Here is a 26,733-nt window from a genome sequence, read left to right on the forward strand (position 1 = left end):
GATATGGTGCTGAAGACGGTTATATCTCGATCAGACGTTCGAGTTTTCAATCTTACAAGGGAATTGCCGACGATGGCGAAAGGTGAAATCCGCCGCTCGATGCTCGGGTGGGTACTTACAAATCTGTTTGCAGCGGGACTGATCCTCGCCAGTGCTTTGGGACCAGGAACAGCAGAGGCCCAGACGTCATCGAAGCCGCTTTCGGCCAACGACGTGTCGATCCTGTTTCCGCCCCCCAAGTCGCCTGCAGACCTCGTCAATTTGATTGCGGTCTCCGACCTTGTCGGGCCCGCTGGGGCTGCGCACCGGCTGTTGTCCGATGAAGATTTCGCGCGTTTTATCGCAAACGCCGAAAATCCCGAGCGCGAAGGGGTGCCGGACTTCGGCGTGCGCCACATCCATCTGCCGGATGCCGTCAAAAAGATCGATGCCTGGTTCGTTGCGGGCATTCGGATCGATCCGGGAGCACCCGGCCTATCTCCAGACGTCGTCGCCCAGTTTGGACGGCAGCCGCAAATTCGGCTGATCATCCAACCCGTGACCAATGGCCCGGACGGATTCAAGGTCCATGACACTGCCGGCCACCTGATCTTCAGCTTCAACCTCGATCCCGATCCGCCGCTCGAGGGGTGTGCGCCATTCCCGCGATTCAAGCCTGACGATGCAACTTTCAAGGCGATCATTCGGGACGTTGCGGCTCTGCGCGATCAACTTGCGGCCGGAAAGTTCGGCAATGTCAAGATCTCGACTGCCGGCGACATGAACGTCCACCCCGGCCTGGTCGGTTCATCTGCAAAGCCGTTTCGTGATGCGGTTAAAGCAATGCTGGAGAAGCATCTCTCGCCGCAGCGCCTCAACACCATGGCTGTCATGGGCATTTCACCGCCCGAACCCTGGGTGTTCGTTTCGATGCTAAGAGTGCCGCAAGCCGGGCTGATACCAGTGCCGGGCCCGACGCTCGATGGCCTGCATGCTGCGCAGATGTTCAGCATCGTCGGCGACACGCATGTGGTCCCGCGGCCGGTCACGAATAACCAAAATCCAGTGACCTGCCGCCACGCGGCGCTGCAGAATCCTCCCTTGCCGATCTCGAACCGTAAGGGCGTCTCCACGGCCGATTTCATCGATGGCAACGTTCCCAATAGCCGTGTGCTCGAGATCGTCAACGTCATTGGGGATACGAAGAAGAGCCACTTCTTCAACACGGATTGCGTGAGCTGTCATACAGAGACGGCGCAGCCGCTCAAAAGGAAAGTGCAAGGCTTCACGGTACCCGGTGTAAACCGAGCGGTTCTCCCGAAAGAAGACTGGAATGTTCGTAATTTTGGCTGGTTTCCCTCGTTCTTGCATGGTGGTCCTGCGGCCGCGACCATCACCCGACGCGCAGCAGCCGAGACCGCCGACGTCGTCGCCTTCATCAATAGCCAATTGCTGAACAAGTAATCAGCGCCATCAGTGGCCGGCGCGCTCGTGTGGCCGAAAGCGCTTTGGGGAATAGATTGAGGAGTTCTGCTATGGGGGTGCGTTCGTTCTGCTCTTGGGTTTGCGGTCGGGTAAGACGGTGGCCTCATATCGTCAGCCTCTTGCTTGCGGTCATGGTCGTCGTGGCGGCCTCGGCAGGCATGGCGTATTTCGTGCCGCAGAAGCTTCGCGATGTGGCGCTCAAGGTCAAGAATGACGCAAATCTGGTTGCCCAATTGCTGCCCGCGACACTCCCCGCGCCCTCAAAGATCGAAAGCGCGTACTGGCTGCCACAGAATTGGAGTGCGCGGCAGCGCTACTGGTTTCACCATACGTCGCAGGGGACGGCGACCATACCGGTCCCTTATCGATGGTTCCTGGCCCTGGAACGTCCCGAGTTATCGATCCATTACACGAGCTTGACGGACGACGACTATCTGCGACGCCTCGGTTTCATCCCAAGTCCGAGCTCAAGGGACTTTGCCGGCAACGCACCCGCATACGGCTATCACGAGGACGCGTCGAAGGATGCGAGCTCCACCTGGACGCCAAGCACGCCCGACAATCCAAATGGTTTGCCCGTAGGCTTCGGAATTCTGAAGGGGGGCATCGACCCAACGACGGGGGCCTTCTACGAAGACCAGATTGGACTAACCTGCGCCGCCTGTCATACCGGCCATCTAGAGTACAAGAATGTCAGCATTCGCTACGACGGCGGGCCGGCAATGCTCAATCTCGGCGAGGTTGAACGGGTCATCGGGTTGTCGATCGGCTATACTCTGATCTTGCCGTGGCGGTTCGAACGCTTTGCGAGCCGGCTGGAAAGCATTGAAGGTCGAAGCATCGACCGCAAGAAGCTGCGAAGTGATCTGGAGCAAGCGCTCCAGAAGATCAAGGCTCAAAAGGCTGCAAGCGATGGCCTTTTGGCGGGGCAGGGTGTTGCGAATCTCGATGAGGGGTTCGGCCGACTCGATGCCTTGAACCGGATCGGCAACCAGGTCTTCTATACCAATTTCCTGGATCCTGTGACCGGAGAACTCTCCGATCCCCTTCTCAAGAGCAACTTTGCGCGCAACGATGCTCCTGTGAGCTTTCCGCCGATCTGGGACACGCCGTACTTCCTTTGGGCGCAGTATGACGCCTCCGTCCTCAACGAACTTGTTCGCAATTCCGGCGAAGCGCTGGGCGTCAGCGCGAAAATCAATATGCGGGCGCCCGCGCCGGGCCGGCCGCTTTTTGAATCATCCATCCATCTGTCGGACATTGCGCGCTTCGAGGAGCTTTTGCGCGGCAATGATCCCTTCTCATCGGTGGAGGCAAGCGGCAGGAAATTTAGCGGGCTTGTCGCGCCACGATGGAAGGATGCGCAGGACAGATTCCGAAGTGACCCAGCCTGGGCCATCGACGAAAAACTCGTTGAGAAAGGTCGCGATCTTTATCGCTCGCATTGCTTTGAATGCCACCGAGGACCCGTCAATGATCCCGCGTTCGACGCAAAGTGGCCGGAAGATTCCTTCTGGAAGCCGGAGAACCCAGATCGGTCGGCCAAGAACGAGAAGAATTGGGTGGAGATCGGCGGACGCCACTACTTCAATGTCGTTCAGCTGCCGGTGAACGTGATCGGCACCGATCGCCAGCAATCCAATGTCTTGATGACGCGGCGCGTTCACTTACCCGCCTCGCTCGGTCTCAATCCAATCGAGGATCTGAACAAAGCGTGGGGTTGCGGCCTTCCAGCCGATCGGGCGGCAGATCCGTTGTTTGTGCTCGCGCTGATGGACGTGGTGGGCAAGACTATCGATCAGTGGAACATTGCGAACGACTCTTCCGAAAATACCAAGCAGCAGATGTGGGGGCCGAGGAAGAATTGCCAAAACCCGCGAGCATACATTGGAGCGCGGGTGCGCCGTAACGGCAAGGACGAAGAAGTCCTTGCCCTTGAACCTCAGTACCGCGCGCGTCCGCTGGACGGTGTTTGGGCAACAGCTCCGTATCTGCACAACGGATCGGTGCCGACGCTCGAGGACATGTTATTGCCGCAGGGCCGGCGGCCAAGCTCTTTCTGCGTTGGTAGCCGCAAATTCGATCCTGTTAACGTTGGGCTTGTTGCGAAAGTGCGCGCGAATGACGCCTGCGCGGCCGGCCTGACGGACTTCAACGTATCGCTGCTTGGGAACAGCAATCGTGGGCATTCATTCGAGGGCAAGGAAACTGATATTACGAAGCTGCCGCCTGGGGTCATCGGTCCGGAACTGACTGACGCAGAAAGGCGAGCACTTCTTGAATATTTGAAGACGCTGTAGGGAGAGCCGTTAGCTTGAAAGCTCAAAGCTCTTCACAGGGATACAGAGCAAGCCGATCTGCGGGAAAAATATTGTCGACGTAAGGACTGTGCACTTGTCGAGACATCTCATTCGGTGCCCTACAAAGAGTTGTCCAATGTCGTCCGGGCATTGAATGACGGCCGCGGTCCTTGGTTTGATGAGCGTTCATGTCAGGGCGCCGCCATGCTTCGCTGATTAATTGAAGCAGTAGGGCTGGGCTCTGGCTGCCGAGAGTAGAAGTCCGATGTTCTTTCGTGCCACTAACTCGGGAGGTGCTCCCGCGATTGAGCTTCATACAGATGCGCAGATATCTACTCGGAACTGTGAACTGGGGTGCGCACGCCGATCATCGGGCGCATGAACCGAGCTTGGTCAGAAGAATAGTTCGACGATCGTTGATGATGTGTCGCGAGCGGATATGTTCACTGGAGAAGTCCTAGTTTAGCGTTACAAGATAATCAGCTATCGAATGATCTGCCTAAGTGTGTCGGCTCGCCAAAGGAGACAAGCTTGTGACACGCGAGCTGCTTACTGTGTGATAATGCAACCATAAGTAACATGGTATAAAAATCGCCTCATGCCATTCATGTCATCGAATTGAGAATATTTTCGTCGGGAAGTTTGCGTTTGCGGTGTACTTCATTGCGCCGCCTCGAATGGAGGGGACCTGACTATGCTCGACTCCGAAATCATTGCCTGCCTCCGTCGAGTGCTAGATGAAGTTTGCAAGGGTGTGCCCCGTCACGAGACTGGCACCCGAGCGCACGTCGCTTCCAAAATTCTGGAAGCGGCATCGCGAGGCGAGACTTCTGTTGAAGTTCTCAAGCAAATTGGGTGGAAGGCCTTGGCCGGCGCCCCGTCGATGTGGCCCGAGCAAGGCTCTCGTCGCCACTCAACTGGAGGGAGAGGTTCCGGCGAACCTACCAAACAGGATTAAGCACGCTGATTCGGATCTCTCAGCAGAGCGCCGGCGACGTGATAGTATTTGCGGAGCGCGCCGTCATGGAGGCAGATCCGAAACGGCTAGGCTTCCGCAAGATGGCTTGGGTCCCGGTAAGGCAGCCATTTACCGGAACATGCGGCTCTCATGAAGCGGGATTGAGTTCATCGGCGATTGATCAAGCAGCTGCGAGCAATGCGCACAGCTTCGCGAGCAGAGGCGATGACCGCGAGCATGACTTCCTGGCCGATTGACATTGCACGGATCCGCACCAGAAGGTTGGAGGGCGAAGATCGGGCCGACAACGTTGCGTGAGAGGACCATAACCATTGACCGCTATCGTGGGCAGTCTGGCTATTCGGATGGCTGGTCTCGGACCGCCACGAGCAGGCCCTATGTTGACTTGAACCAGATCACGCGGAATTCTGGACATCGTGCAAAGAAAATGGTCGGGCCGGGTCCTTGAACGCTCCGAATGGATGAAGCGCCGCAAAACGTTGCTGCTGACTTATTGGTAAGCAACCGGGAGCAGGATCAGCCATGAGAAGACAACCGACGCTGCCAGCGACTTGCGTCGCAAAGTGTGAGCAATCGCGGACGGGCCGAACAAGCGACCATTCGACGCAGGCCGCGCATCAAATCGGCGATGAGTGGCTACGGCGCGCGCAACTGGCCAGAGATGAGCTTTCAGCCCATGCGTAGGAACCAGCCTGCGGGTGTGTCTATGTCAGTGCAGTGGATCGAAGCTCGCCAAGTAGAGTTTGATGTTACTTAGGACTCTTTTTCGAGTTCGACAGCTTCTCGCCTGCGTTGCTCTCGGTCGCCGCGCCAGCAACGAATAACAACTTCGTCCTGTCGCCGGTCTTGAATGTGAAAGTGTCGGCGCCGGCGCTGATGCCATTCCATACTACCGGCTCTGCGAGTGAGAGCAGCCAAAGTCCCTGAAAACCCGAGGCAGAATTGAGCTGCCCTGTCCACACGGTCGTGGAGCCACATCCGACGAAGTTCACCGTAAAACTGATCGCTGCGCCTTGACTGGTTTGAGCCAGCCAGCCAGTTGCAGCTTGAGGCACGCCGTCGTCGCAGCTATTGCTCGCATTGTTCGTATATGTTCCGGAGATCGCTCCCGTATTCTGGTCAAAGCTGTTGACGCTCAGTGTTGAGCCATATTGGTTCGTCCAAGTCCAGATGGCTTGCGCGTGGGCGGAGCGGCGCGGATTTATGCCGGCTCGCGCTCTGCCTCTATTCTGCTTGAGTCCGCGCCAGGAACCAAAATTGCGCTCCCTGAGGCAAATCAACGCGCCATGGACAGAGCCAAACGCAGGTCGCGGCCCCGACTACCTACCGACCTACCTCTGCGTTCGGCGAGAGCTTTTTGCAAATCGAGGGATTGAGTCCGTTGTTAAGCTGCAATGGGAGTTGCAGCGTTCGAACTTTGCACGGCTCTCCTGCTTGGCGAAATCAGAATGAGCAACCCAATAACCGGAAGCCAGACGCGCTCATTGAGCAACTTTAAATCGCGAAGAAGTGATCGCCATCTCGCAAAAGTAGTGCTATATAGATCATGCTATCGTAGATAGAAGATCGGGTCATCGCCGAAGTGCGTCATTCTGTTCGATTCGCTTCGTGAGAAGGCGGCGAACCAGTTCGTCTTCGTCATGCGGATGGCCACGGGTGTTGCGTGAGGTGACGAAGCGATCGGTCTTCGAGGATCTTCCAAGGCTGAGTTCGGGGACGAAGCGAACGTTACGCTGGATCGAAAACAAAACTGGTTTCGTTTCATGGACTGGACATGGATTGTCTCTATGATCTGCGATGTCGGAGTTGCTGCAAATCGATTTGGCCGACAAGCCGCGAGCGGCGTTGGTCGGATCGGCGCCGGGCTAGTTATGCTCCCTGAGAGCTTCTGAGAGGGAGTCACACAAGGTGGTCGTGCTCTGCATCCGAACTTCCGGATTGGCTCATTGTGAGACGTGCATCACCTCGCAGGCAAGACGGGGGCCGATTGTCAAAATGGCTACATTGCGTCCGATGCCGCCATAAATTGCGAAGTTTTGTTTAGACATCCAGACGGAGAAAGGCGCTGTTATGAGTATCACGATGACCGATGATAACGTCATTCCGCGAGCAGACATCGTTAGGCAGGCGGTTCGGCTTGGGGCCGAAATCAAGAACATCAAACTATCAGATGATTTGTCCGACCAGGTCGTTGCAGTCATCAACCGGTTACTGCTCGAGCATAAGGTGATCTTCCTCCGTGATCAGGGGCATCTGGACGATGCCGAGCAGCAGCGTTTTGCAATTCGGCTCGGCTCGCTAGCAGGACATGTCGCCACGGATGAAAATCATGGAGCGTCATTGCCTCGTGAAACTGCGTCGGACCACCGCACCGGTTATGGCGCCGAAACGCTCATGGACGTCAGCCGCGGCGAACCGTATCCAAAAATCTCAGTGCTGCGCGGCGGCGTGATCCCCCCTTATAGCGGTGAGACGGTTTGGTCGAATCCTGCTGCTGCATATCTTGACCTTCCGGAACCGCTGCGGATGCTCGCCGACGACCTTTGGGCCGTATACCGCAGTGCGCGTGATCACAATGTCACCGGGCGCACCGGCGAAATCAACAAAGCGGAATTTGGGGACGTCTTCACGGGGACCATCCGCGAAACTGCAAACCCGGTGGTCCGCATCCATCCCGATACAGGTGAGCGCATGCTGGTGCTCGGGCATTTCGTGCAGCACTTCGTTGGCCTGCAGAAACATACAAGCGAGAGGCTGTTCAATCTGCTTCAATCCTACCTCACCGCCCCGGAGAATACTGTGTGCTGGAGCTGGAGATCGGGCGACGTTGCAATCTGGGACAATCGTACGGTCGAGCTTCACGACATCAGTAAATCAGGCGATCAATATCGCCTAATGGGCCGGATCGCCATCGACAGCGATGCGTCGCCTGTCGCCGTTGGTCGCCGCAGTGCGGCGCAGATCAAAGGTTCGAAGCCCCAGGTGCCAAAGGCTGCGTAGTCCGGCTCCGGTCGAGCAAGATGGATGCAGGCGAGCCAAGTTCGCGTCGCAAGAATTGCTAAGATGAATGGTCTCGATTGGCCGAGGGGTCATGTCGGGCTCTTCGTTTTCGACCTTTGAGACTTTATCACTCGCGACCTGTCTGAAGGTGCGAGTGCGGCTTGGCTGGTCAGGCGACATTCGCGTCCTCACTGGCGATCGCGGCGGTGCTGAACTGTTGAAGCAAGGAAATGCATTTTTCGTCGTCGTAGACAGTCTGGATTGCTGCTGCCCTGATATCAACGCGCCTGATATCAGGCGGGTAGCCTTGATTGGCGGACCCTCATTACGACGGCGCGTCTCAACAGCACCGACGCGAAAGCAAGACTTGCCGACTTTCGCGTGCATCGCCGATATGCCGCGGAATTGCTCCGCACGAGTGGCTGCCATGGAAGTGGACGCGTCCCACGTCGACGTCCTCCGCTCACGCGACATAGCCATGCACGCCGACTAGTTTTATGCCGTCTCCCTCTGTGCCGTCGCAAAGGGCCTCGCGAAGACGACCGCCGGCTTTGGGACGCGGCCAACGGAATAGTGCCGGAGGACCGCGATAACTGAGTTTACAGCATAGCTGATGACGGCGACACGATGTGCATCGACTTCGGCAACGAAACCCGATGAAGCTATCAAGATCCAACAATGAGGATCCCGAACTGCCCAACGGGGAATCGGTGTTCCTACTGTCGGCGGCTTAGCTCGGATGGGCATCAACCGACGCCAGCTAAACTGCTTCAGCTTATGTTACCGTCGGCTACCGTCAGACATGATAGTCTAAGTAGGATACGCGAGCGCTGCGCCTCACGGCTTGTTTTTCTTGCCGAGCCTTATGGCACCTCGCTTCATTGGTGCATCTTTTGGATTTTGGCCGATACGTCAAGCTTGTGCGGATTTACCTGACACTCTCCTGGAGTAGCCCGGCACCGGGTTACGGCTTCGGATCATGCGAGACCATGTAGTAGGTAGTGAAGTGCCCGATTTTGGCGACGATCTTGCCGTGTTTGCGAGTAATGTTGCCTTTTTCGCGCTTGGTGATCAGCTGCATCTTGCACCGTTTGGCGATCAACGGCATCGGGACAAGCTTCCATCCCGTGGCCTCGCGTAATTCTGCTTGGGTGGCGCGCCCTCTGCCCGAGATGCGAGAGAGCTGTTTAGATTGAGCTTGGTGTGAGGACGCTTAGCCATCTTGCCAACCATGGGACTGATCGTCGTAAAGGGAGCGACCAACACAGTTGGTGCGTCACATTGAGTGCTAGATAAGAGCGCCTTTCAAAATCCTACGCTGCGGCTGACTGCAATGACTAAATGCCCACGCCGCGTCCCTCAGGCTCGTGGGCGCTTTGATACGATGCGTAGTCGCGCGCATTGCGGCGCGTTGTTGCTCGTCAGTCTTGCACTCTGCATTGTTAGCATACTCGATGTCTCGGGCAACACGCGAAATCTGGTAGGCGATACCGAGTCGGTCTTTGTGGTTCGAGAGATGCTGCCTCATAATGAGCCTCACATCGTTTTGCAAAAGGTGGTGGATATCCAAGCCATTGGTATACGACTGGGTCAGCCACGACTGAAGGACTTGAGTTCAATAGGACCGGTGAGGCTTCCCAATGCTTCAAGAAGCTTGCGGAAAGAGCGAGCAACGTTGGAGACGAAGAACCAGATTTGTTGATGAACACAATCAAGATGCTTCAAGTTTTGTCGGAAGGGCATCAAAGGTGCGCCGCCGTGGGCGAGGCGCGCCTCATGCTCGGGCCGTCACATCACCGATATCCCATCCACCTGCACCGGAAGCCAGATCATCAGTCCAATCGTTGTCATGCGGATCATCAATGTACCGATAACCCTATTGAGCCTAACCGTTGCCCACCAGAGTCGATAGTGTCGCGATCCTCCTTGAGGATGTAGCAATAATCACATACCCGCCGCTAGACGCTGAGATTTCAATGCGCTCAGACAGGGAACGGCAATGGCGAGCATGATCGATCCGCTATCATTCTCCAGCAAGGGGCAAAGGCTGCTACCAAAAAAACGATCTGAGCGAGTTGCAAGATGTTGACCGGATCGTCTCGCGCTGCCGCCGCCCATCCAACTCCAAGGTGCGACCGGGCTCCGCATTGTCATGTTAGGCTCCTCCTAAGATGCGAATTCGATTATCGATCAGCGCTCTAGGTAAAATGGGCTGGTGATCGGGCGACTTAACGAGCCGTCAAATAGATAAAGGTGCGCCTGTTGATAGAGTTCTCTGCTGAATATCGAGGCTTGCAATGATAGTCCCTCCAAAATTGACGCAAAACCGGCTGCGAGAGCGCGTCACAATTGTCCTACGCAACATCGAGGCGCTGGAAGCCGCGTATGAGACCATCACGGTGGGAGAGCTGATTTCAAGGCGCGCGAGAACGCACGGCTCAATGACAGCAATTGACATCTTCGAACGCGGTGAACGGAAGACCTACTCTGAAATGGACCGGTTGTCCAACCGGTACGCACACGCGCTGCGTGTTCTCGGTGTACGCAAGGGCGACCGTATCGGCGCGATGCTGCCCAATCGTATCGAATTCCCGATTCTCTGGTTCGCGATGGCGAAGCTCGGTGCGGTAATGGTTCCGATCAATGTGCGCTACACATCCAGAGAGATCGAATACGTTCTCAGCGATACGCGAGCCAAGTTCGCCGTGGTCGACGAGTCGGCGTGGTCAACATTTTCGGCAATGGAGCCTTGGCCGCAAGCCCTCCCGAAGGAACGAGTAATTCTCGTTGGACAGGCTGAGCGCCGGACAGCAACAACGCTCGAGGGATTGCTCAAGGGCATCGACGATCTTCCGATAGAAGAGGATATCAGCCCCGACGACCTGTTGAACATTCAATATACGTCGGGCACAACGGGTTTTCCGAAGGGATGCATGCTGACGCACGAGTACTGGAGCGTGTACTCAGCGTGTTGGTACGAGCAGCCGTACCGCAGGTATCTGTCTGCACAGCCCTTCTTCTATGTTGATCCGCCAGCGCATCTTTTGAAGGCGTATCGACAGGGGGGTGCACTCTACCTGGCTCCGCAGCTCAGCTCGACGCGATTCTTCGCGTGGGTCAAGCAGCACCGCATCGAGTGGTGCCAAGTTACCGAACTGATAGCGCGCAGGGCCGAGGCTTCCCACGAAGACGGTAGAACATGTCTGAAGCAGATCCTAAACTGGGGATGGAACCCCGATACCGTTCGTCAGTTCCGAAAGCGATTTCGAGTGCGCACAGAGGAAGCGTACGGGATGACCGAAATCGGCTTCGGCACACGAATGACGGATCAGCTCGACGAACTGGCTGACTCAGGTTCTGTTGGCATTCGCGCGCCTTTTCGTGAACTGCGCCTAATGAACGAGGATGGCACCGCCACCCCGGTGGGCGAGGTTGGCGAACTTTGGGTGAGGGGGCGCGGGATATTCAAGGGCTACTGGAATAACCCGGAAGCAAACGCATCCTTGTTTGAAGGAGAATGGTTCAAAACCGGTGACCTGATGCATCGCGACGAACATGGCTTTTACTGGCTAGTTGGGCGCACCAAAGACATGATCCGCCGATCGAGTGAGAACATCGCTGCTCGCGAAGTGGAAGCGGTAGTTCGCGAGATTCCTGAGATTGCGGATGTGGCGGCCGTGCCCGTTCAAGATACGAAACGTGGCGAGGAGATCAAGATTTGCGTCCAACTGAGAGAGGGTATTGCGCCAGATAATCTGGCCGTCGAACGTATTCTCAAACATGCTCGTGCGAACCTTGCGGCATTCAAGGTTCCTCGGTATATCTCCTTTACTCCTCAACTTCCTAGAGCCGATACCAGCAATAAAGTACTCAAACGTGAGCTGATGGCCGTAAGTGAGCCGCTTGCCGGGGCGTACGATATTGAAGAGAAGCGTTGGCACTGATGCTGACGTTCAAGTTAGTTCGCGCACTACGCAATCTAACGCGTTCGATAGGGGAGATATCCACAATCCTCAGTCGACGGCCTTCTGCCGCTGCAGCGGGTGGTTCGCATCCACATGGGCCAGCGGGCCGGCGCGATCATTTTGTGGTATTTGCAGGTGCTGTCCAGCCCACGCGACGATTTCGATGTAAGTAGCTGAACAAGATCCGCCTGATCTAGCTTCGATGCTGTGACTTCCGCGGGAAAGTCCGAATTATGGCCAGGCTATCGGTCTTCACCGCGCCAAGCCGCTGCGGCACACGACCACGACGTGTACCGGGGGATCGAATTCGAAGCCGAGCGATCAGCAATAATGAGCTGCGCTTGGCGACAATAGGGAATCAACCGGGAACGGGATCGAGGTACGCGCCCTCCTTGAATGCGCATGTTTGTTTTAAAGCCGACCAGTTCGACGTAATCTTCAGCACTGCGGAGCCTCAGTGCCCTGTTTAGCTTCTGCCTGCGCGTTGGGTTTTGCGCAGCCGGCGCGGCTATCATGCCGATAGACGAGAATGGAGAATGAGCGCGGAGCTCTGAGGCATGAAGCCGGGCCCAGTAGCCGGGTCGGAGTGAAGCCCGGACGCTCTCCTCGCGCGATAGGTAGCGGTGCTGCCGGATCATCGAGAGCGCATCGCGTCGCGGGACAGTGAGATGGCGATCCAAGTCGATTGCAAAGTCGTCTTAATACGAATGGAAATGGCTCAGCAACTGGTGCGGCGTTACGATTGTTGATAAGGATCATTGACAAATAGCCATCGCGTCGGCGCCAGTGAGCTCGCCTCGAATGACGCGGAGCTCGGATTGGATGGATGTAATCCAAGCGGTTCTATGCGAGCCGATCCAGCAAGACGAGTGCTTACTCGATCTTCTCCTCGTCAAGGGTGGGAAGGACTGTATCGTTTACCTACGACAGTGTCGGAGCTTCGACAAAGCGGTGTCATTTCAAATCGCGCTCCCAGCGAGGCCCGTTTTCTTGGGGCAAGAAGGCCGCTTAGAGCGCTCCGCTCGTGGCACGCCGATTGCTAAACAAGAGCTGCCGTAGTCAAGGCATTCGCAGCGGCTCATCGCGAATAGTGCACCATGATCTCTCGATTGATGCTGGAAACGGCGCTGGTTACGTTCGGTGATCAAAAGCTGCAAACATAATGAGATAAAAATTGTGAGCCGATCTCGAGCGGCTAAGGGGGGCACGTGGGTTCAACGAAGGGAGAGGGGCGTCATGATCTCTGAGGTGTTCATCACCTGTGCTGTCACAGGCGGAGGCGGTCCGCATAGTCCCCACGTGCCGGTTACCCCGGACGAAATCGCGCAGTCGGCGATCGAGGCCGCCCGCGAAGGGGCGGCGGTCGTCCACATCCATGTGCGTGATCCGAAAACCCGCCGAGGCTCCAGGGATCCTGCTCTGTTTCGCGATGTAGTGCAGCGCATTAAGAGGTCGGATGTGAATCCGGTAATCAACCTGACGGCGGGAATGGGTGGTGACCTCGTGCTAGCGGGAGCAGCCTCTCCTCTGCCGCCAAACCCCGAGAGGACAGATTTGGCTGGCCCGCTTGAGCGACTGGCGCATGTGGAAGAGCTGCGGCCAGAGATCTGCACATTGGATTGTGGTACGATGAATTGGGGTGCTCGTAGCGAGTTCATCTTGGTAAACACGTCCGCGACCTTGCGCGCAATGGCCGCGCGTGTGCAAGAGCTCGGAGTTCATCCAGAACTGGAGGTGTTCGATACCGGTCATTTGGTATTAGTGCACGATTTGATCAAAGAGGGGCTGATCGACGATCCTCCGCTGATCCAGCTGTGCATGGGGATTCGCTACGGCGCGCCCGACGACCTGACCACCCTGATGGCGCTGGTCCATCGGCTTCCGCCGCGCGCTGTTTACTCGGCCTTTTCGATCGGGCGGATGCAGCTTCCGTATGCCGCCTTGGCGCCGACGGTCGGCGCGAACGTACGGGTCGGGCTGGAGGATAACCTGTATCTCTCACGTGGGCGGCTAGCGACTAATCCGGAACTCGTGCAGCGAGCGGTGGAAATCCTCGACCGCATAGGCGTGCGGGTGATGAGCTCGGATGAGGTGCGCGAGAAACTTGCGCTGAATGTTCATGCCTGAGGGATCAAAGTGCGTGCCTGAAAGATCAAGTTTGTCTGAGAATCGCCCGCGCGCAGTCGGGCTGCTTGGCGGCGGTGTTATAGGCGGCGGGTGGGCCGCAAGGTTTGTCCTTAATGGAGTGGACGTACGGCTGTATGTCCGATCAACTAGGGCGGTCGAGAGGGTGCAGAGGACCCTAGCCGACGCGAGGCGGGCATATAATCGACTGATGCTAGTCCCGCTACCTGCCGAGGGTTCGCTGACAATAGTGGACTCAGTCGCGGACGCAGTGCGCGGCGTGGACCTCGTGCAGGAGTCCGTGCCGGAGCAGTTGGAGCTGAAGCAGCAGCTACTTGCGACTGCCAACCGGGCGGCGGCGCCCGGGACCCTGATCTGCTCCTCGACTTCCGGACTACGCCCATCGTTACTACAGGCCGAGATGAGTCGCCCGGAGTGCATGCTCGTCGCGCATCCGTTCACGCCCGTCTACCTGCTGCCGCTCGTTGAACTGTGTGCCGGACAGCGGACGGCGCCCGAAGCATTGGCAAGGGCGGTGGACTTCTACGGGTCGGTCGGCATGCAGCCGCTCTTGGTGCGCAAAGAGGTGGACGGATTCATTGCCAACCGAATCCAGGAGGCGGCGTGGCGCGAGGCTTTGTGGCTAGTGCACGATGATCTGGCTACTGTGGAGGAAGTGGATGACGCGGTCCGCTACTCCTTCGGGTTGCGCCGAGCGATCATGGGTCCCCTGTTGGCCTATCGTATCGGCAGCGGCGTCACCAACATGCGTGAGACCATGAAGCGGTTCGGAGGCTCACTGAAGAAGCCGTGGTCGAAGTTCACCGACGTGCCTGAGCTCACGGACACATTTCTCGACAAGCTCGCCGAGCAAGCAGATGCTCAGGCCGGGACCGAAAACTTGACCATCGCGGAGCTCGAGCAGAAGCGCGACGAAGGTCTGGTCGCCGTCCTCCGAGGCCTCCGCTCAGAAGGCTATGGGGCGGGCGAGACACTCGCGCGCTGGGAACAGAACCTGCTGGAATACATTCCCCTATCAGCCAACGGTTCCGGTCCTCTGCAGATATCAGCACACGACGTGCAATCTGACTGGATCGATTCCAACGGTTACATAACAGAGGGCCGCGTCATCCAGCTGTGTGGCTACGCTACCGAGATCCTGCTGCGTTACATCGGCGTTGATGGCGCGTACATCTCAAACAGTGGCAGGTATCACACAATCGAGACGCACCTGTCTCAACTCGGGCAGCTGCACGCCGGTGACCGCGTACAGGTGACTACGCAGGTTCTGGGCGCCGACGACAAACGCATTCATGCTTTTCATGCGATCACGCGTGATGGTGACGACAGGTCGGCGGCAACGGGCGAACAGATGCTGACTCACGTGGGCGCGCGGACTGGGCGAGGCACACCAGTGCAGGGGAACGTGCGCGAGCGCCTGCTGGAGTTGACGCTGCTGCATGCGAAACTGCCCCGTCCGGACCGCGCGGTCGCACGTATCGGGCTGGCCTGAGCTGAGCGACCTCTCAGACTCCACGCGATGATCGCTAAACTCACCCTGGCTTGACGCAGCCTCGGTAGACTTCAGAGGAAGCCAATGGGCCGCAAGCAGTTGTGCCATAAGCGAAAGCTCTTCGCCTCTGCTGCGCGAGACGTCGAGGATGTGGTGAGCGCCGGCCTCTGTACAGGCTGTGGCCTCTGCGCGAGTATCGCCGGGCCTGCGATATCGATGGGCATCAATATCGAAGGCAATATGCGGCCGCTCGTCCGCAGCGAAGTAACAGCCGGCAAAAGCAACCAGATCTTGGCTGCCTGCCCGGGCGTATCGGTCCAGGGGCCCGGCAGGCCTCAAGGAAGCGACCTTCACCCCGTATTTGGACCTATGCGTGAGATACATAGGTCCTGGTCGAGCGAACCGATTGTCCGTCACAAGGGAGCCGCGGGCGGCACATTGACCGCGCTCGGCCGATATCTCCTTGCCAGTGGCCGCGTCCATGCGATCTTGCATGTCCGCGCCGACGATCGAAGGCCATGGTTGACGATATCCACTATCTCGAGGACGCCGGACGAAGTGCTCGGCGGCGCTCAGTCTCGCTATGGCCCGTCGTCGCCTCTTGTCCATGTGCACCGGCTGCTCGAAGACGGTAAGTGCTTTGCTGTCGTCGGCAAACCTTGCGACATCTCTGCCGTTCGTGCTCTTGGACGTGTCGATCCGCGGGTCGAGCGGCTGATCTCGTACATGGTGACCAACTTCTGTGGCGGAGTTCACTCCCTACACATAGCTAAGGCGGTTATGCGCCACCACGGTGTTGATGAGGCCGACGTCGTCTTGTACCGCTACCGCGGCGAGGGATGGCCCGGTCCGCTGCGTTTGCAGACCCGCGACGGGACTGTTTACGACCTGCCCTACCCTGACGCATGGTACATGGGTAAATTCGGCTATGAAGTCCAGTTTCGTTGCAAGATCTGTCCCGATGGAGTGGGCGAAGTCGCTGACATTTCTGTGCCCGATGGCTGGATCCTCCGGAACGGAAAGCCCTGTCACGCTGAAGCGCCTGGAACGAACCTGGCCGTCGTTCGCACGCCTGCCGGCGCAGAGTTGCTCCATGCGGCCATTGACGCAGGATACCTCGAGGTTGCACCGGTTTCGGTCGAGGAGATAGAACAAATGCATACCAACCATCACAGGAAGGCGGCCGCTTCCGCTGCATTGTTCGCCATGCGGCTTATGGGCCAAAGGACGATCAAGGCACGGGGCTACCGCACAAAGGATGGACTGAAGCGTGCCGGACTCCGCAGCGTCTTCGAGCAATTTGCGGGGACGGTCAGGCGCGTGCTCTCCGGGGAGAACCGCGAGCACCTGATCTAGCTGCGAGACTAGCCGTGAGCTGCATGCACAAACTCGCGCCGGCGCGTTCGGTTGCTATGTGCTCGATGTTGCTCGCGGGTGGATCGCAATCCGCTTTCCGATCGTTTGTGCCGCTGGCGACCTCCGGTAACGAATGTCCGCATCGATCAACATATTGCATAGAGCTCGCCGTACACCGCTGTCTGTGCAGCCGGTCTCAGTTGTAGGGGCTGCGACCATTTGGCTAAGTGAGACGATTTCTTACAGCCGCGATGAGCGCTCGCTCGAGACTCATCAAACTGGACCGGCGACATCGTCGGCCTCACGGCGGCATCGCAACCGATTTCGCCCTCAAAGTTTTTTATCCAAAGCCAGATTACCTCACCAGAGTAGGCAGTCGTCTCAACTTTTTGTTTGATGTACCGATAATTACTAACTGGCAGCACAGCGCATCTCGATAGAACAAGATGCAGCAATAGCATACGCGCTGGGACGCCGTCCTTCTAGTACGTGATGAACGTCGCACAAAAAAGGACTAACAGTCTTTCATCAGGATGTGTCGATCACTCGCCACGAGCTCGGCGTATGCACCGTGTTCTGCACTACTCGCTCTGTATCGACTTGACTAAGGTGCTCGTCGTCCATGTTCGACCTTCAGCGAAAATGCCTGGGGGCTTATACTTTGTTCCCGAGGCCGCTGGCCTCGGCATGCTTGACGCGCCCAAAAGGACCCGCCTTCCAACCGACAAAATGATAGCTATGCGTCGTTCAAAACTTCCTCTATTTGGCGTTAAAGTCGTCGACTTTGGCCAGTACATAGCCGGCCCGGCGGTGGCGATGATCCTCGGCGATCTTGGTGCCACCGTCGTGCATATCGATCCTCCGTCGGGTCCCCTCTGGAACAGCCCAGCCAACGGGACCCTCAATCGAAACAAGCTAATCGTTCCGATCGACTTGAAAACCGAGAAGGGGATATCTCAGGCACAGGCACTTATTGGAAAGGCGGACATTGTAATCGAGAATTTCCGCCCTGGGGTGCTGAGCCGCCTCGGGATTGACTTCGAGGTCCTGCGCAAAGCGCGGCCCGATTTGATTACCGTGTCCCTTCCGGGCTTTGCCTCCAATGATCAACTCCGTCGCGATTGGCGGGCCTTCGAAGCCGTGATCGCGGCAGCCTCTGGAGTATTCACCAATATGGGCGTGAACCGCGTGTTGATGGGCGTCAATCCGTCCTTTTCGCCCCTGCCCCTGGCATCCGCTTACGGCACGATGCTGGCCGCTTCGGCCACGGTGCTGGCGCTCCAGGCCCGGGAGCGCCATGGGATTGGCGACCAGATAGAGGTGCCCCTTGCATGCGCGGTCATGGAGGGCCTCGCCTACAATTCGGTCCGCATCGACGACTGTCCGCTCCGCTACAAGTCCCGACGCCAGCGCGAGATCGATCGCCGGCGGCAAGCGGACTTGCCGATGAATCTTTCTTACGAGTCCTCCCAGGAATTGCTCGATCCATTTTGCCGCAATTACAAATGCAAAGACGGACGCATGTTCTATGTCGTCTGCATGAGCCACAAGAATCATGTCAAACGCTGTTTGCGGGTTCTCGGACTGTACGACGAACTCGTGGCGGAGGGACTTGCCGAGGAGATGGATACCTATCTTCCGATTCGCGAATGGAGATCCGACGTCTCGCTTGGTGTCCATCCTTTGCCGAAACACTGGGCCGACAAGATTGCGGAACGGATGAAGTCCGTCTTCCTAACCCGCACCGCAAAGGAATGGGAGCGCATCTTCGGGAGAGGCCGGTTCCCTGGCGCGCCGCAGCGCTGGCTGCAGGAATGGATCAGCGACGATCACGCAGAATGTACGGGCTTGATGATCGAGGTCGACGATCCAATCTGCGGGCGGATGATCCAGCCTGGCCCTGTGGCCTGGCTGGAGGAAAGCGGGGAAGCGATGCTGAATCCGGTGCCACGGAAATGGGCCACCTTCGACCAAGCTGTGGCGACGCTGTCGGCGATGCCTGCTTGGCGGCCGGCGGATCAACTGGTTGAGACGTCGGCGGGATGGCTCGACGGCGTACGGGTCCTCGACTTGAGCAATGTCATCGCTGGCCCGCATTCGGCATATTATCTGGCCCGTTTCGGGGCGGAGGTAATCAAGATCGACCCGGCCAGCCCGCTATACGACTGCTCGAACACCGTGAAGATCGGCGTGATCCACATGTGCGGCAAGCGCTCTGTTCTGGTGGACATCGGGTCCGCCAGGGGCCGGGAGGTCTTCGACAGGTTGGTGAAATCCGCTGATGTCGTGATCTGGAACGCGACTGACCAGCAAGTCAAGCGCATGGGGCTCGATCTGAAAGGTCTGCAATCGCTTAATCCGGATGCAATCTTCTCCCAACTCGACTGCTTTGGTGGTGTCCGCCGCGGACCGCGCAGCGACTATCTTGGCTATGACAACCTGGTGCAGGCGACGACTGGGATAATGCTGAGGTTCGGTGGCTCGGCGAATACCCCTGAGGACCACGCACACGACGGTACAATTGACGTGATGTGCGGGTTCGGCGCGGCTCTCGGCGTCGCCGTCGCGCTGTATCAGAAGGCCAGAACCGGCCGCGCGGGACGAGCGCGGACATCGCTGTCTGCACTCTCCGGTCTCGCGCAATTGCCGTTCTGCTATGACTATGAAGGACGTGGGCAGTTCGATGAGCCAGCTGGTCCCGATGCCAAGGGCCACGATGCCCTGACGCGTCTCTATGTCACGGCTTCCGGCGGCAGCCTTCTGCTCGGCGCCTCTGAGGGCGACCTGCCTCGCTTTGCACGGGTTAAGGGACTCGAAAGACTTGCTGATGTGCCGAAGGAGGATCGAACCTCCTTCCTTGCAGAGGTCATGGCGAAGGGCTCTGCTCAGCAATGGATTGAAAGATTTAATGCAGCAGACATCGGTGTGGCAATCTGTGACGATTTCGAGGCCATTCGTTCGGCGAATTCCAGGCAAGCTGACGGTGCTCCGGGGACTGAACAGGGCAGCTACTCATTTTCGACATCTCGTGACCATCCTAGCGGGCACGCCATAACCCAGGTTGATCCTTACGCGGTCCGCTCCGTCGTCGGAAAGATTAATGCGCCATCACCTGCGGAAAAATACGGTGCATCGACGCGGCAGGTCTTGCGACATTTGCAATACACCGACTCCGAAATAGAAGCCCTGCTTGCCGCGGGCGCGGTAAGTGAAAGCTGGAGTCGGGAGTATTTGCCTAGCTGAAGCGGCTACAGATGACGTGTTCGCGTGTCAAAATCGAAAACCTCATTCTGCCAGTTGTGCTTTTGGTCCCAACGCAAGCGGTTGGACACTTTTTTGATTTTTGTGTGATCGCTCCTGATCGAAGCTTCGAGCGTCGAAGAGGCCTTAACCGTAGGGGCGATGAGCAAAGGGACTTGGCTCGACATGGATCTCCCCTGGCTTCTGCTGTCAGAGACGCGCAGGTGCTTCACGCAGCTCGGCGGCATGTTACGGGCTCATGCCGTATGGGTCGCTTATGAAGCCGGATGCGCGGCTCTTACATTCACTTGTCATATTTTTGGTTGTGGCCAGCCGCTTGGTAGAATCAGGACGAGATGGTTTAAAACGAATGAGTGGAGATAGGGACGCTATGCAACAATCCTGCTTGGCAAAGCCATATCGTGTATCCGAGCCTGAGCTTCCCACGGCGGACATTCGCCGCAAGCGGCACGAATTGAGGTCCATCCGGGATGCCCTAGTTGAGTCGGTAGCTGCCAAGTGAGGCAGCCAGTGGTTTAGTACGCTCGGCTACGGAGGCGTCGACTTGCCGGTCTAATTTGCACTTCCGGTTCGGCTCACGTTCGCCGAGCGGTCGACGTACTTTTATGCAAAACGCGACGGAGAATGAAATGGAACGGCGCAGGCCTAGTTCACCTGATGCTTGTACGGCTGGCGACTACTTTCGGAATGCCGCCCGCATCACTGAGCGCAAGCCGCACTTCGATGCAGCCTACGCGGCCCGCCACATGGTCAGTCATGCACATACTACCGATCTAACCAACGTTGGTTGGAGCAGCGGTCTGCTCGGCGGCGGCCGAAGGGCCATTGTTGATTTCGTGCGGCATTCCTACCTGGGGCTCGATAACCATCCGCTGATCATCGCTGGGGCGATTGAGGCAAACGAGGCGCTGCGATCATTACATCGGTCTGGCGCCCGAACACAATTCGGTTTCGATCTTCTGGGCGAGCTTGAGGAAACTCTGTCCGAAATGTTCTGCGCCCGCGTGCTCGCGTTCTCCAGTGGGATGCTCGCTGATCTGATCGCGATCCCTATTCTCGCTTCGGGCCAATTGACGGGCGGAAGGAAGCCGGTCGTCGTGTTAGATCACTCCGCACGCGTGTCGCCGGCCTATCATCGAACCGTGGTGGTCGATCAAACCCGGGTCGAAACAATCGCGCACAACGATATCGATACTCTTGAACGCTTGTGTCGCGAAAATCCGCTGATCGCGTATATTTGTGATGGTGTTTATCCGATCGGCGAGAATGCGCCGGTCAAGGAACTACGTCGGCTCCAGGATCGCTATGGGCTCTTTCTGTACATCGATGATAGCGACGGCCTATCAATCTGTGGATACCAAGGCGAGGGATTTGCGCGATCCAGGTTTTCTCACGTACTCGGTGAACGAACCATCATAGCAGCATCACTGGGCAAGGGCTTCGGTGCATCGGGCGGAATTCTAATGCTTGGAGCGGCTGAGCATGACCCGATGTTTAGACCGCACTCGATTTCCTGTGCATCTTCGGTAGCTCCGAACCTGGCGGCGATCGGGGCAGCGCTTGCGTCGTGCAAAATTCACCTTTCGCTGGAACTCGGGCAGCGCCAGGCGCGATTGGCGCAACGCGTCGAGCTTTTTGACCGGCTCGTTGTAACCGCTGAGCAAGGCAATTTACTTCCAATCAGAACGATTGCAATCAGATCGCAAGCCGATGCAATCACAATCGCAAGAAGGCTTCTGGATCTCGGGTTCTATACTTCGGCGACATTCCTTCCTGCGCAGCAAGAAAAAGTGGGACTTCGGCTGTGCATTACAGCGGATCATGAGGTCCGCGACATAAGAGGGCTGTGCGATAGCATTTTGAAGACAGTAGCCGATACAACCGGAAAGCCATACCCTTTGAGGTAAGTTGATGATTTCCGGGAACGAACCCGTCAAGCAAGTCAGTACATAGTGGTCGGTTGATGCGCACCAGTCGCTTGTTGGGTGTCAAACCAACGAGATGGCGCGCTTCTGATTGGATGAAACACTCCCTGTTCCCGTTTCCGGTGCCCCAACGCCGTCCCAGCCCGGGAACGAGGCTCTTGAAATCAAAATCCTAGGCCTGAGCGCTCGCCGGTTAGGTCACTGTGATTCCATAGCCGAATCCGCTGCGAAGAGTTCTTGATGCCTATTTACGAAATCTCGAGAACTACAGATACTGGTAGGTTCGTTGCATCCGCTTCTCGGCTAAATGGGTGGCGCCATTGTGGGAAGCGCTGCGCTCCGGGGGCAGCATTGGGCGACATGACGGCCCACCAACTCGCCCGGATGGTTCGCAGTTTTGCGCAGCAATCTGGTGCTCCCGAGCCGGATACTTACGACGGAGATGACTATGGCTGGAATGATTGGCCATTCACGCAGTATGCAGGCCTTCGAAGCGCTAGAATCAAATGTCCGCGTATACTCACGTTCGTTCCCGGCCTTTTTCAACCGAGCTCGCGGCTCTATTATGTTGACCGAGGATGGTCGAAAGATCATCGACTTTTTCTCTGGTGCCGGAACGCTAAATTATGGCCACAACAATCATCAGATCAAGGCAGCTATAGTTGATTATCTAGCATCGGATGCCGTGGTTCATGGAATTGACATGGCCACTCCGGCAAAGTTGGAATTTATGCAGACTTTCGACTCGGTCATACTTCGAGAGCGAAGAATGGCCTGCCGTTTCCAATTTACAGGACCGACGGGTGCAAATGCGATCGAGGCAGCCTTAAAGCTCGCGCGAAAAGTTACAGGTCGTCAAAACATCATTTCCTTCACAAATGGGTATCATGGCTTGAGTTTGGGAGCGGCTGCCGCGAGCGCTAATCGATTCTGGCGTAACGCTAGCCGTGTGCCTTTGCCCAACACAACTTTCATGCCCTATGATGGCTATCTGGGGTCAGCTGATAATTCCGTTGATTACGTGCGAAAGCTATTGCTGGACGAGGGCAGTGGCGTCGATCGTCCAGCTGCCATTCTCGTTGAAACTGTGCAGGGCGAGGGGGGGATAAATGTAGCCGGCAAGGAATGGTTGCAATCGATTCAGACCATTGCGAAAGATGCTGGCGCCCTTTTCATAATTGACGACATCCAAATGGGCTGTGGTCGCACTGGCGAATTCTTTAGCTTCGAGTTCGCAGAGTTGTCGCCAGATATCATTGTGATGTCGAAGTCGCTGAGTGGATACGGTCTGCCATTATCGATGCTGTTAATCAAGGAGGGGCTCGATGGGTGGGAGCCAGGAGAACATAGCGGCACCTTCCGGGGAAACAACCTCGCGCTTGTATCAGCGACCGCGGCAATAAATATCTATTGGCGCTGCCGAAGGTTCTCGGAGGGAGTTCAGTGCATGGGAGAGCTGGTGCGGCGCCGACTTGAAGGCATTGCATCGAAGCACGGAAACAGTTTCGATGTCCGAGGGCGCGGCATGGCGCTGGGATTTGATTGCCAAATGGCTGACATCGCGCAGACTACGGCGCGGACGGCATTTGAGAAGGGCTTGATCGTCGAGCGATGCGGACGCAATGATCAGGTCATAAAGTTCTTGCCGGCTCTCACCATCGATCATGAGACATTAAATGACGGCCTTGATATATTTGAGGAATCCTTGACCGAAGCATTGGATGGACTAAGGGCCAACGCCGTTTAATTGCATTGAGCAGACAATACGTTCTGGCTTCATCAAAAAAGGTTATGCAAGTGGTTTGTGGCCGCGCAAAGCCGCGCTGCCTGATCACTTCCTTAATGATCCAGAAGAGGCGGAGCTTCAGATCCCTGCGGCCCCACCTCACGACGATCCGTTCTTCTTGAAATGAGCTATGACTAGTTTCGCGACTTCATCGGAACGATCTGGCTCAGAAGCCAATTGTGCATCATATAACCCACCCGGGTTCACAAGATTAATTTCAATAATATACGGATAAGCCATGTCTATCCCAGCAAAGTTTATCCCATGCGCCATTAGCTTCTGACCGATCGACTCAGCGAGTTCGATTTCATCAGCATTTAAGTCGACCGGAATGGGCTTTCCCCCTAACACTATATTCGACCTGTGGTCGTCTGGATGCCCTTGCCGACCGTGCCAAGCAACGGCCTTCCCGCAGGTAACGAGGACGCGCTTCTCGCCTTGAGCCACTTCCGGTATGAACTGCTGAAGAACAGCATACTGAGCTTTGAAGCCACCTAACTCGCCATAACTGTCTTCTTGTGCGTCAGTATTACCTGTCAGGCATTGGAGGATTGCTCGAACGTTTGGTCCGTCTGGAGGAAGTAAAAAGACGTTTTGCCCGCAAGTGGAATTTGGCGGTTTGGTCACCCACCACTGGCCTGGGGTCCGCCGATAATGCTCCCATAGGAGCGAGAAGTCATTTGATATATACGAAAGGGCCCGGTTCGCCTTTGGTACGACATGGCCCAATGCATGTTTTGGCGTGAGAAACATGAGGCCTTCGACGCTGTTGACAAAAGAGGTGCTTTGGGAAGCAAGCCACAGCATTTGCCAAACATCGAGGGACACGCGAACCTGGGGATGATTCATGACCCAGACCAATTGGCATTCGTCAAGAAAGTAGATGTTTCGGATCCCCTCTGCCGCAGAGCCAGGTTGATACGGCCCGGCGTCTTTCGGTACCAACACTCCTCTGGTGAAAAAACGATAGTCGTCTGCCGCAATCGAATTGAGCTCGCCCAGAACGACCTCGCAACCGAAACGACGAAACGCGTTACTTAAAGGTGCATCGTTTTCACCTAAGCAATCGAGATTGTTTGTGAGTATGAGTAATCTCATCACGATCTCCCGGTCAGATAGGCAAAGTGAACTGGCTGGTCGATGCCAAACTTCAACGTGCCCACCAGCCATCCCTATCACGTAACCAATCTTGTCTCGTAAATTGCTCCAAACTAAAAGTGCGGCGCAACTTGCGAGATGTGCTCTGTAGGTGTGACACTCAGGCGCTGACTACAACATAGCTGAATGCCGCTTCGCCAAAATAGCAATCGCCATGCCAGGGGTGTCTCTTCCGTACGAGCCAATTTCGCTTTGAATCGCGATCAGCTAGAGAATGGTTGGGACTTGAATCTGACAAAGTGTTGCCGCTGTCTGAAACCGGACGCGGATCACAAACGTGTCCTCTATTCCCTATTGACGTATGGACGATTCGATGAAGTCGGTACGGTTCGAGAGCTGAACTCCAGTAGATCATACCGTGGCATTTTTGTGCTTCCATCATTTGCGCGACAACGGTGGTCGGGCGCAACAGGCTGAGGCCGCGAACGCGTGCGCGCGGCGTGCAAACTCGCTAGCTATTTGGTTGCGATCGGGTGTGTCAGATGGCGGATCGATCTACGACGGACACCGCGCGTGCCGAATGCTCTGATCCGCCCGCCCCGCGGGAGAATGTCGCGAGAGCTCCGAAGGCCCGCTTCTGCAAAAACAAGGCCGCCTGTTGTGTATAGCCCATCAGTGCGGCGAAGCGACCGTACGCTCCGTATAACCGGCGTGGTTGCGTCGCGTCGCACTGGCTCAAATCTTGCTCTAACCGCAGGTAAAAGGAGAATGGCATGATGCTCGACAACTTAGTTTCAACTTGCCACGACCAACGCATCGTCTTATTGCAATCTTCGCTAAGCGCACTGCCTACGGGCCGCAGATCCCAGTTGAAACAGTCGACTGCGTAGTGTCAGCACATATTAGGACGGCCGGGCATGCATCGCCGGAATCGGCATAGCCTGACTAACGAGCACGAAGTGCCTGGCGTCGTGCACGCTCGTTCGCGAAGCGCGAGCTGGTGCGCTAGAGTTTGTGCAGCTGGGAGAGGGGGCGGAGACGCTCGTCGGTGTCGTGCTGCAATTCGACTATCGCGACTATCGCGCGCATCGGTCTTTTGGATTTTAACCGCGAGCCTTCCGCTAGGACGCACGCCGGGGTGAAACGAATCGTCACTGCTCGATCACCTGATATACAAGGCTCGTCTGAAGAGACAATGATAGACAAAGATGATTGTTCGCTGCCAGGGCGAGGCGATGCCGCCTTCGTTGAAAAGCCTGCGCACGGGGCCTCGGCGCGCAAGAGCCTGCTCTGCGACTGCGGCGCTCCTAATCACGACGTCGGGCATGTGCGCGCGCCGCGTCACAAAGGTGTTGCCGTGGCAGGCAGCCTAACGAGGCCTATCCGGTCACTCCTGTCGTTCCCGGCGGCTACCTGTTTTTTACACCGACGGAGGTCGAAATCGTTGAGGCCTTTGTCGATCGCCTGATTCCCACCGACGAGTTCGGCGCCGCTGTCTGGGACGTCATTGATGGCTCGCCGTCTTCCGCGCAAGGGATGTGGCCATCGTTGGTCTTGGCTGGTTCGGATCCGTTCTAGCCTATGAACTCGCATGCACCGGGCTCGAGGGAGTCGCGGTCGAGCGCGGACCCTGGCGCGATACCGCCACCGATTTCGATATCCGCACCGCGCCCGACGAGCCGCGCTACGGCGTGCTGTGCGACGCCTTCCCTGCGCCCGGCGCACGGGACCTGTTCCTGCAGGAGAGAAATCAGATGCAGGACTGGCCGGTAAGCTACGACGATCTCGAATCCCATTAGGACAAGTTCGAGAAGCTACTAGGCATCTCTGGCAAGGCCGGCAATCTGAAAGGCGAGATCCAAGCAAGCGGCAACCCGATCGAAGCTCGACGCGAGAACCAATACCCGAATCCGCCTATGACGCAGGGTTACCCGCAAAGCGCGTTCACCAAGGCCGCAACCG

General features: G+C 56.9%; 14 protein-coding genes. 11 read left to right on the forward strand and 3 right to left on the reverse strand.

What is annotated here, in order from left to right; all coding sequences use genetic code 11:
• Nucleotides 1-72: 72 nt before the first annotated feature.
• Entirely contained in the window at nt 73-1,443 is a 1,371-nt protein-coding gene (locus ACVIGB_RS41530; protein WP_456718291.1) for a hypothetical protein, read from the forward strand.
• Nucleotides 1,444-1,595: 152 nt separating this feature from the next.
• On the forward strand, nt 1,596-3,764 hold the full coding sequence (locus ACVIGB_RS41535; protein ID WP_456718290.1) for a di-heme-cytochrome C peroxidase: 2,169 nt from the start codon (nt 1,596-1,598) through the stop codon (nt 3,762-3,764).
• Between the two features lie 1,728 nt (nt 3,765-5,492).
• Here the strand turns inward: ACVIGB_RS41535 and ACVIGB_RS41540 are convergent.
• The gene (locus ACVIGB_RS41540) at nt 5,493-6,023 is read right to left on the reverse strand and encodes an avidin/streptavidin family protein (protein ID WP_456718289.1); all 531 of its coding nucleotides are present in this window, start codon (nt 6,021-6,023) and stop codon (nt 5,493-5,495) included.
• An 802-nt stretch (nt 6,024-6,825) separates the two neighbouring features.
• Here ACVIGB_RS41540 and ACVIGB_RS41545 point away from each other — a divergent pair.
• Complete coding sequence (locus ACVIGB_RS41545) at nt 6,826-7,743, forward strand: TauD/TfdA dioxygenase family protein (protein ID WP_456718288.1); 918 nt, start codon at nt 6,826-6,828, stop codon at nt 7,741-7,743.
• A gap of 964 nt (nt 7,744-8,707) precedes the next feature.
• Here the strand turns inward: ACVIGB_RS41545 and ACVIGB_RS41550 are convergent.
• Nucleotides 8,708-8,851, reverse strand: coding sequence for a hypothetical protein (locus ACVIGB_RS41550; RefSeq protein ID WP_456718287.1), 144 nt, complete (start codon nt 8,849-8,851; stop codon nt 8,708-8,710).
• A 1,189-nt stretch (nt 8,852-10,040) separates the two neighbouring features.
• Here ACVIGB_RS41550 and ACVIGB_RS41555 point away from each other — a divergent pair.
• The 7 genes from ACVIGB_RS41555 (at nt 10,041) to ectB (ending at nt 23,634) form a co-directional block, all read left to right on the forward strand.
• On the forward strand, nt 10,041-11,687 hold the full coding sequence (locus tag ACVIGB_RS41555) for a class I adenylate-forming enzyme family protein (protein ID WP_456718286.1): 1,647 nt from the start codon (nt 10,041-10,043) through the stop codon (nt 11,685-11,687).
• Nucleotides 11,688-12,944: 1,257 nt separating this feature from the next.
• Complete coding sequence (locus ACVIGB_RS41560) at nt 12,945-13,835, forward strand: 3-keto-5-aminohexanoate cleavage protein (protein ID WP_456718285.1); 891 nt, start codon at nt 12,945-12,947, stop codon at nt 13,833-13,835.
• Entirely contained in the window at nt 13,828-15,345 is a 1,518-nt protein-coding gene (locus ACVIGB_RS41565) for a 3-hydroxyacyl-CoA dehydrogenase NAD-binding domain-containing protein (protein WP_456749397.1), read from the forward strand. The genes ACVIGB_RS41560 and ACVIGB_RS41565 overlap by 8 nt, the downstream gene beginning before the upstream one ends.
• Before the next feature lie 84 nt (nt 15,346-15,429).
• Nucleotides 15,430-16,701: a Coenzyme F420 hydrogenase/dehydrogenase, beta subunit C-terminal domain gene (locus tag ACVIGB_RS41570; protein WP_456718283.1), complete on the forward strand. Its 1,272-nt coding sequence runs from the start codon at nt 15,430-15,432 to the stop codon at nt 16,699-16,701.
• Nucleotides 16,702-17,430: 729 nt separating this feature from the next.
• Entirely contained in the window at nt 17,431-19,944 is a 2,514-nt protein-coding gene (locus ACVIGB_RS41575; RefSeq protein WP_456724951.1) for a CoA transferase, read from the forward strand.
• Between the two features lie 647 nt (nt 19,945-20,591).
• The gene (locus ACVIGB_RS41580; RefSeq protein ID WP_456718282.1) at nt 20,592-21,869 is read left to right on the forward strand and encodes an aminotransferase class I/II-fold pyridoxal phosphate-dependent enzyme; all 1,278 of its coding nucleotides are present in this window, start codon (nt 20,592-20,594) and stop codon (nt 21,867-21,869) included.
• Between the two features lie 496 nt (nt 21,870-22,365).
• Nucleotides 22,366-23,634, forward strand: a complete 1,269-nt coding sequence (gene ectB / locus ACVIGB_RS41585; RefSeq protein WP_456724950.1) for a diaminobutyrate--2-oxoglutarate transaminase — start codon at nt 22,366-22,368, stop codon at nt 23,632-23,634.
• 138 nt (nt 23,635-23,772) lie between these two features.
• Here ectB and ACVIGB_RS41590 read toward each other — a convergent pair whose 3' ends face one another.
• Nucleotides 23,773-24,771 carry an ATP-grasp domain-containing protein gene (locus ACVIGB_RS41590; protein ID WP_456718281.1) on the reverse strand — a complete coding sequence of 333 codons (999 nt, stop codon included), beginning with the start codon at nt 24,769-24,771 and terminating at the stop codon, nt 23,773-23,775.
• Between the two features lie 1,538 nt (nt 24,772-26,309).
• On the opposite strand from ACVIGB_RS41590, the gene ACVIGB_RS41595 reads away from it, so the two are divergent.
• A complete protein-coding gene (locus tag ACVIGB_RS41595) occupies nt 26,310-26,570 on the forward strand; it encodes a hypothetical protein (protein ID WP_456718280.1) in 261 nt (86 codons plus the stop codon).
• The last annotated feature ends 163 nt before the right edge of the window (nt 26,571-26,733 follow it).

The organism is Bradyrhizobium sp. USDA 4341 (genome assembly GCF_054063755.1).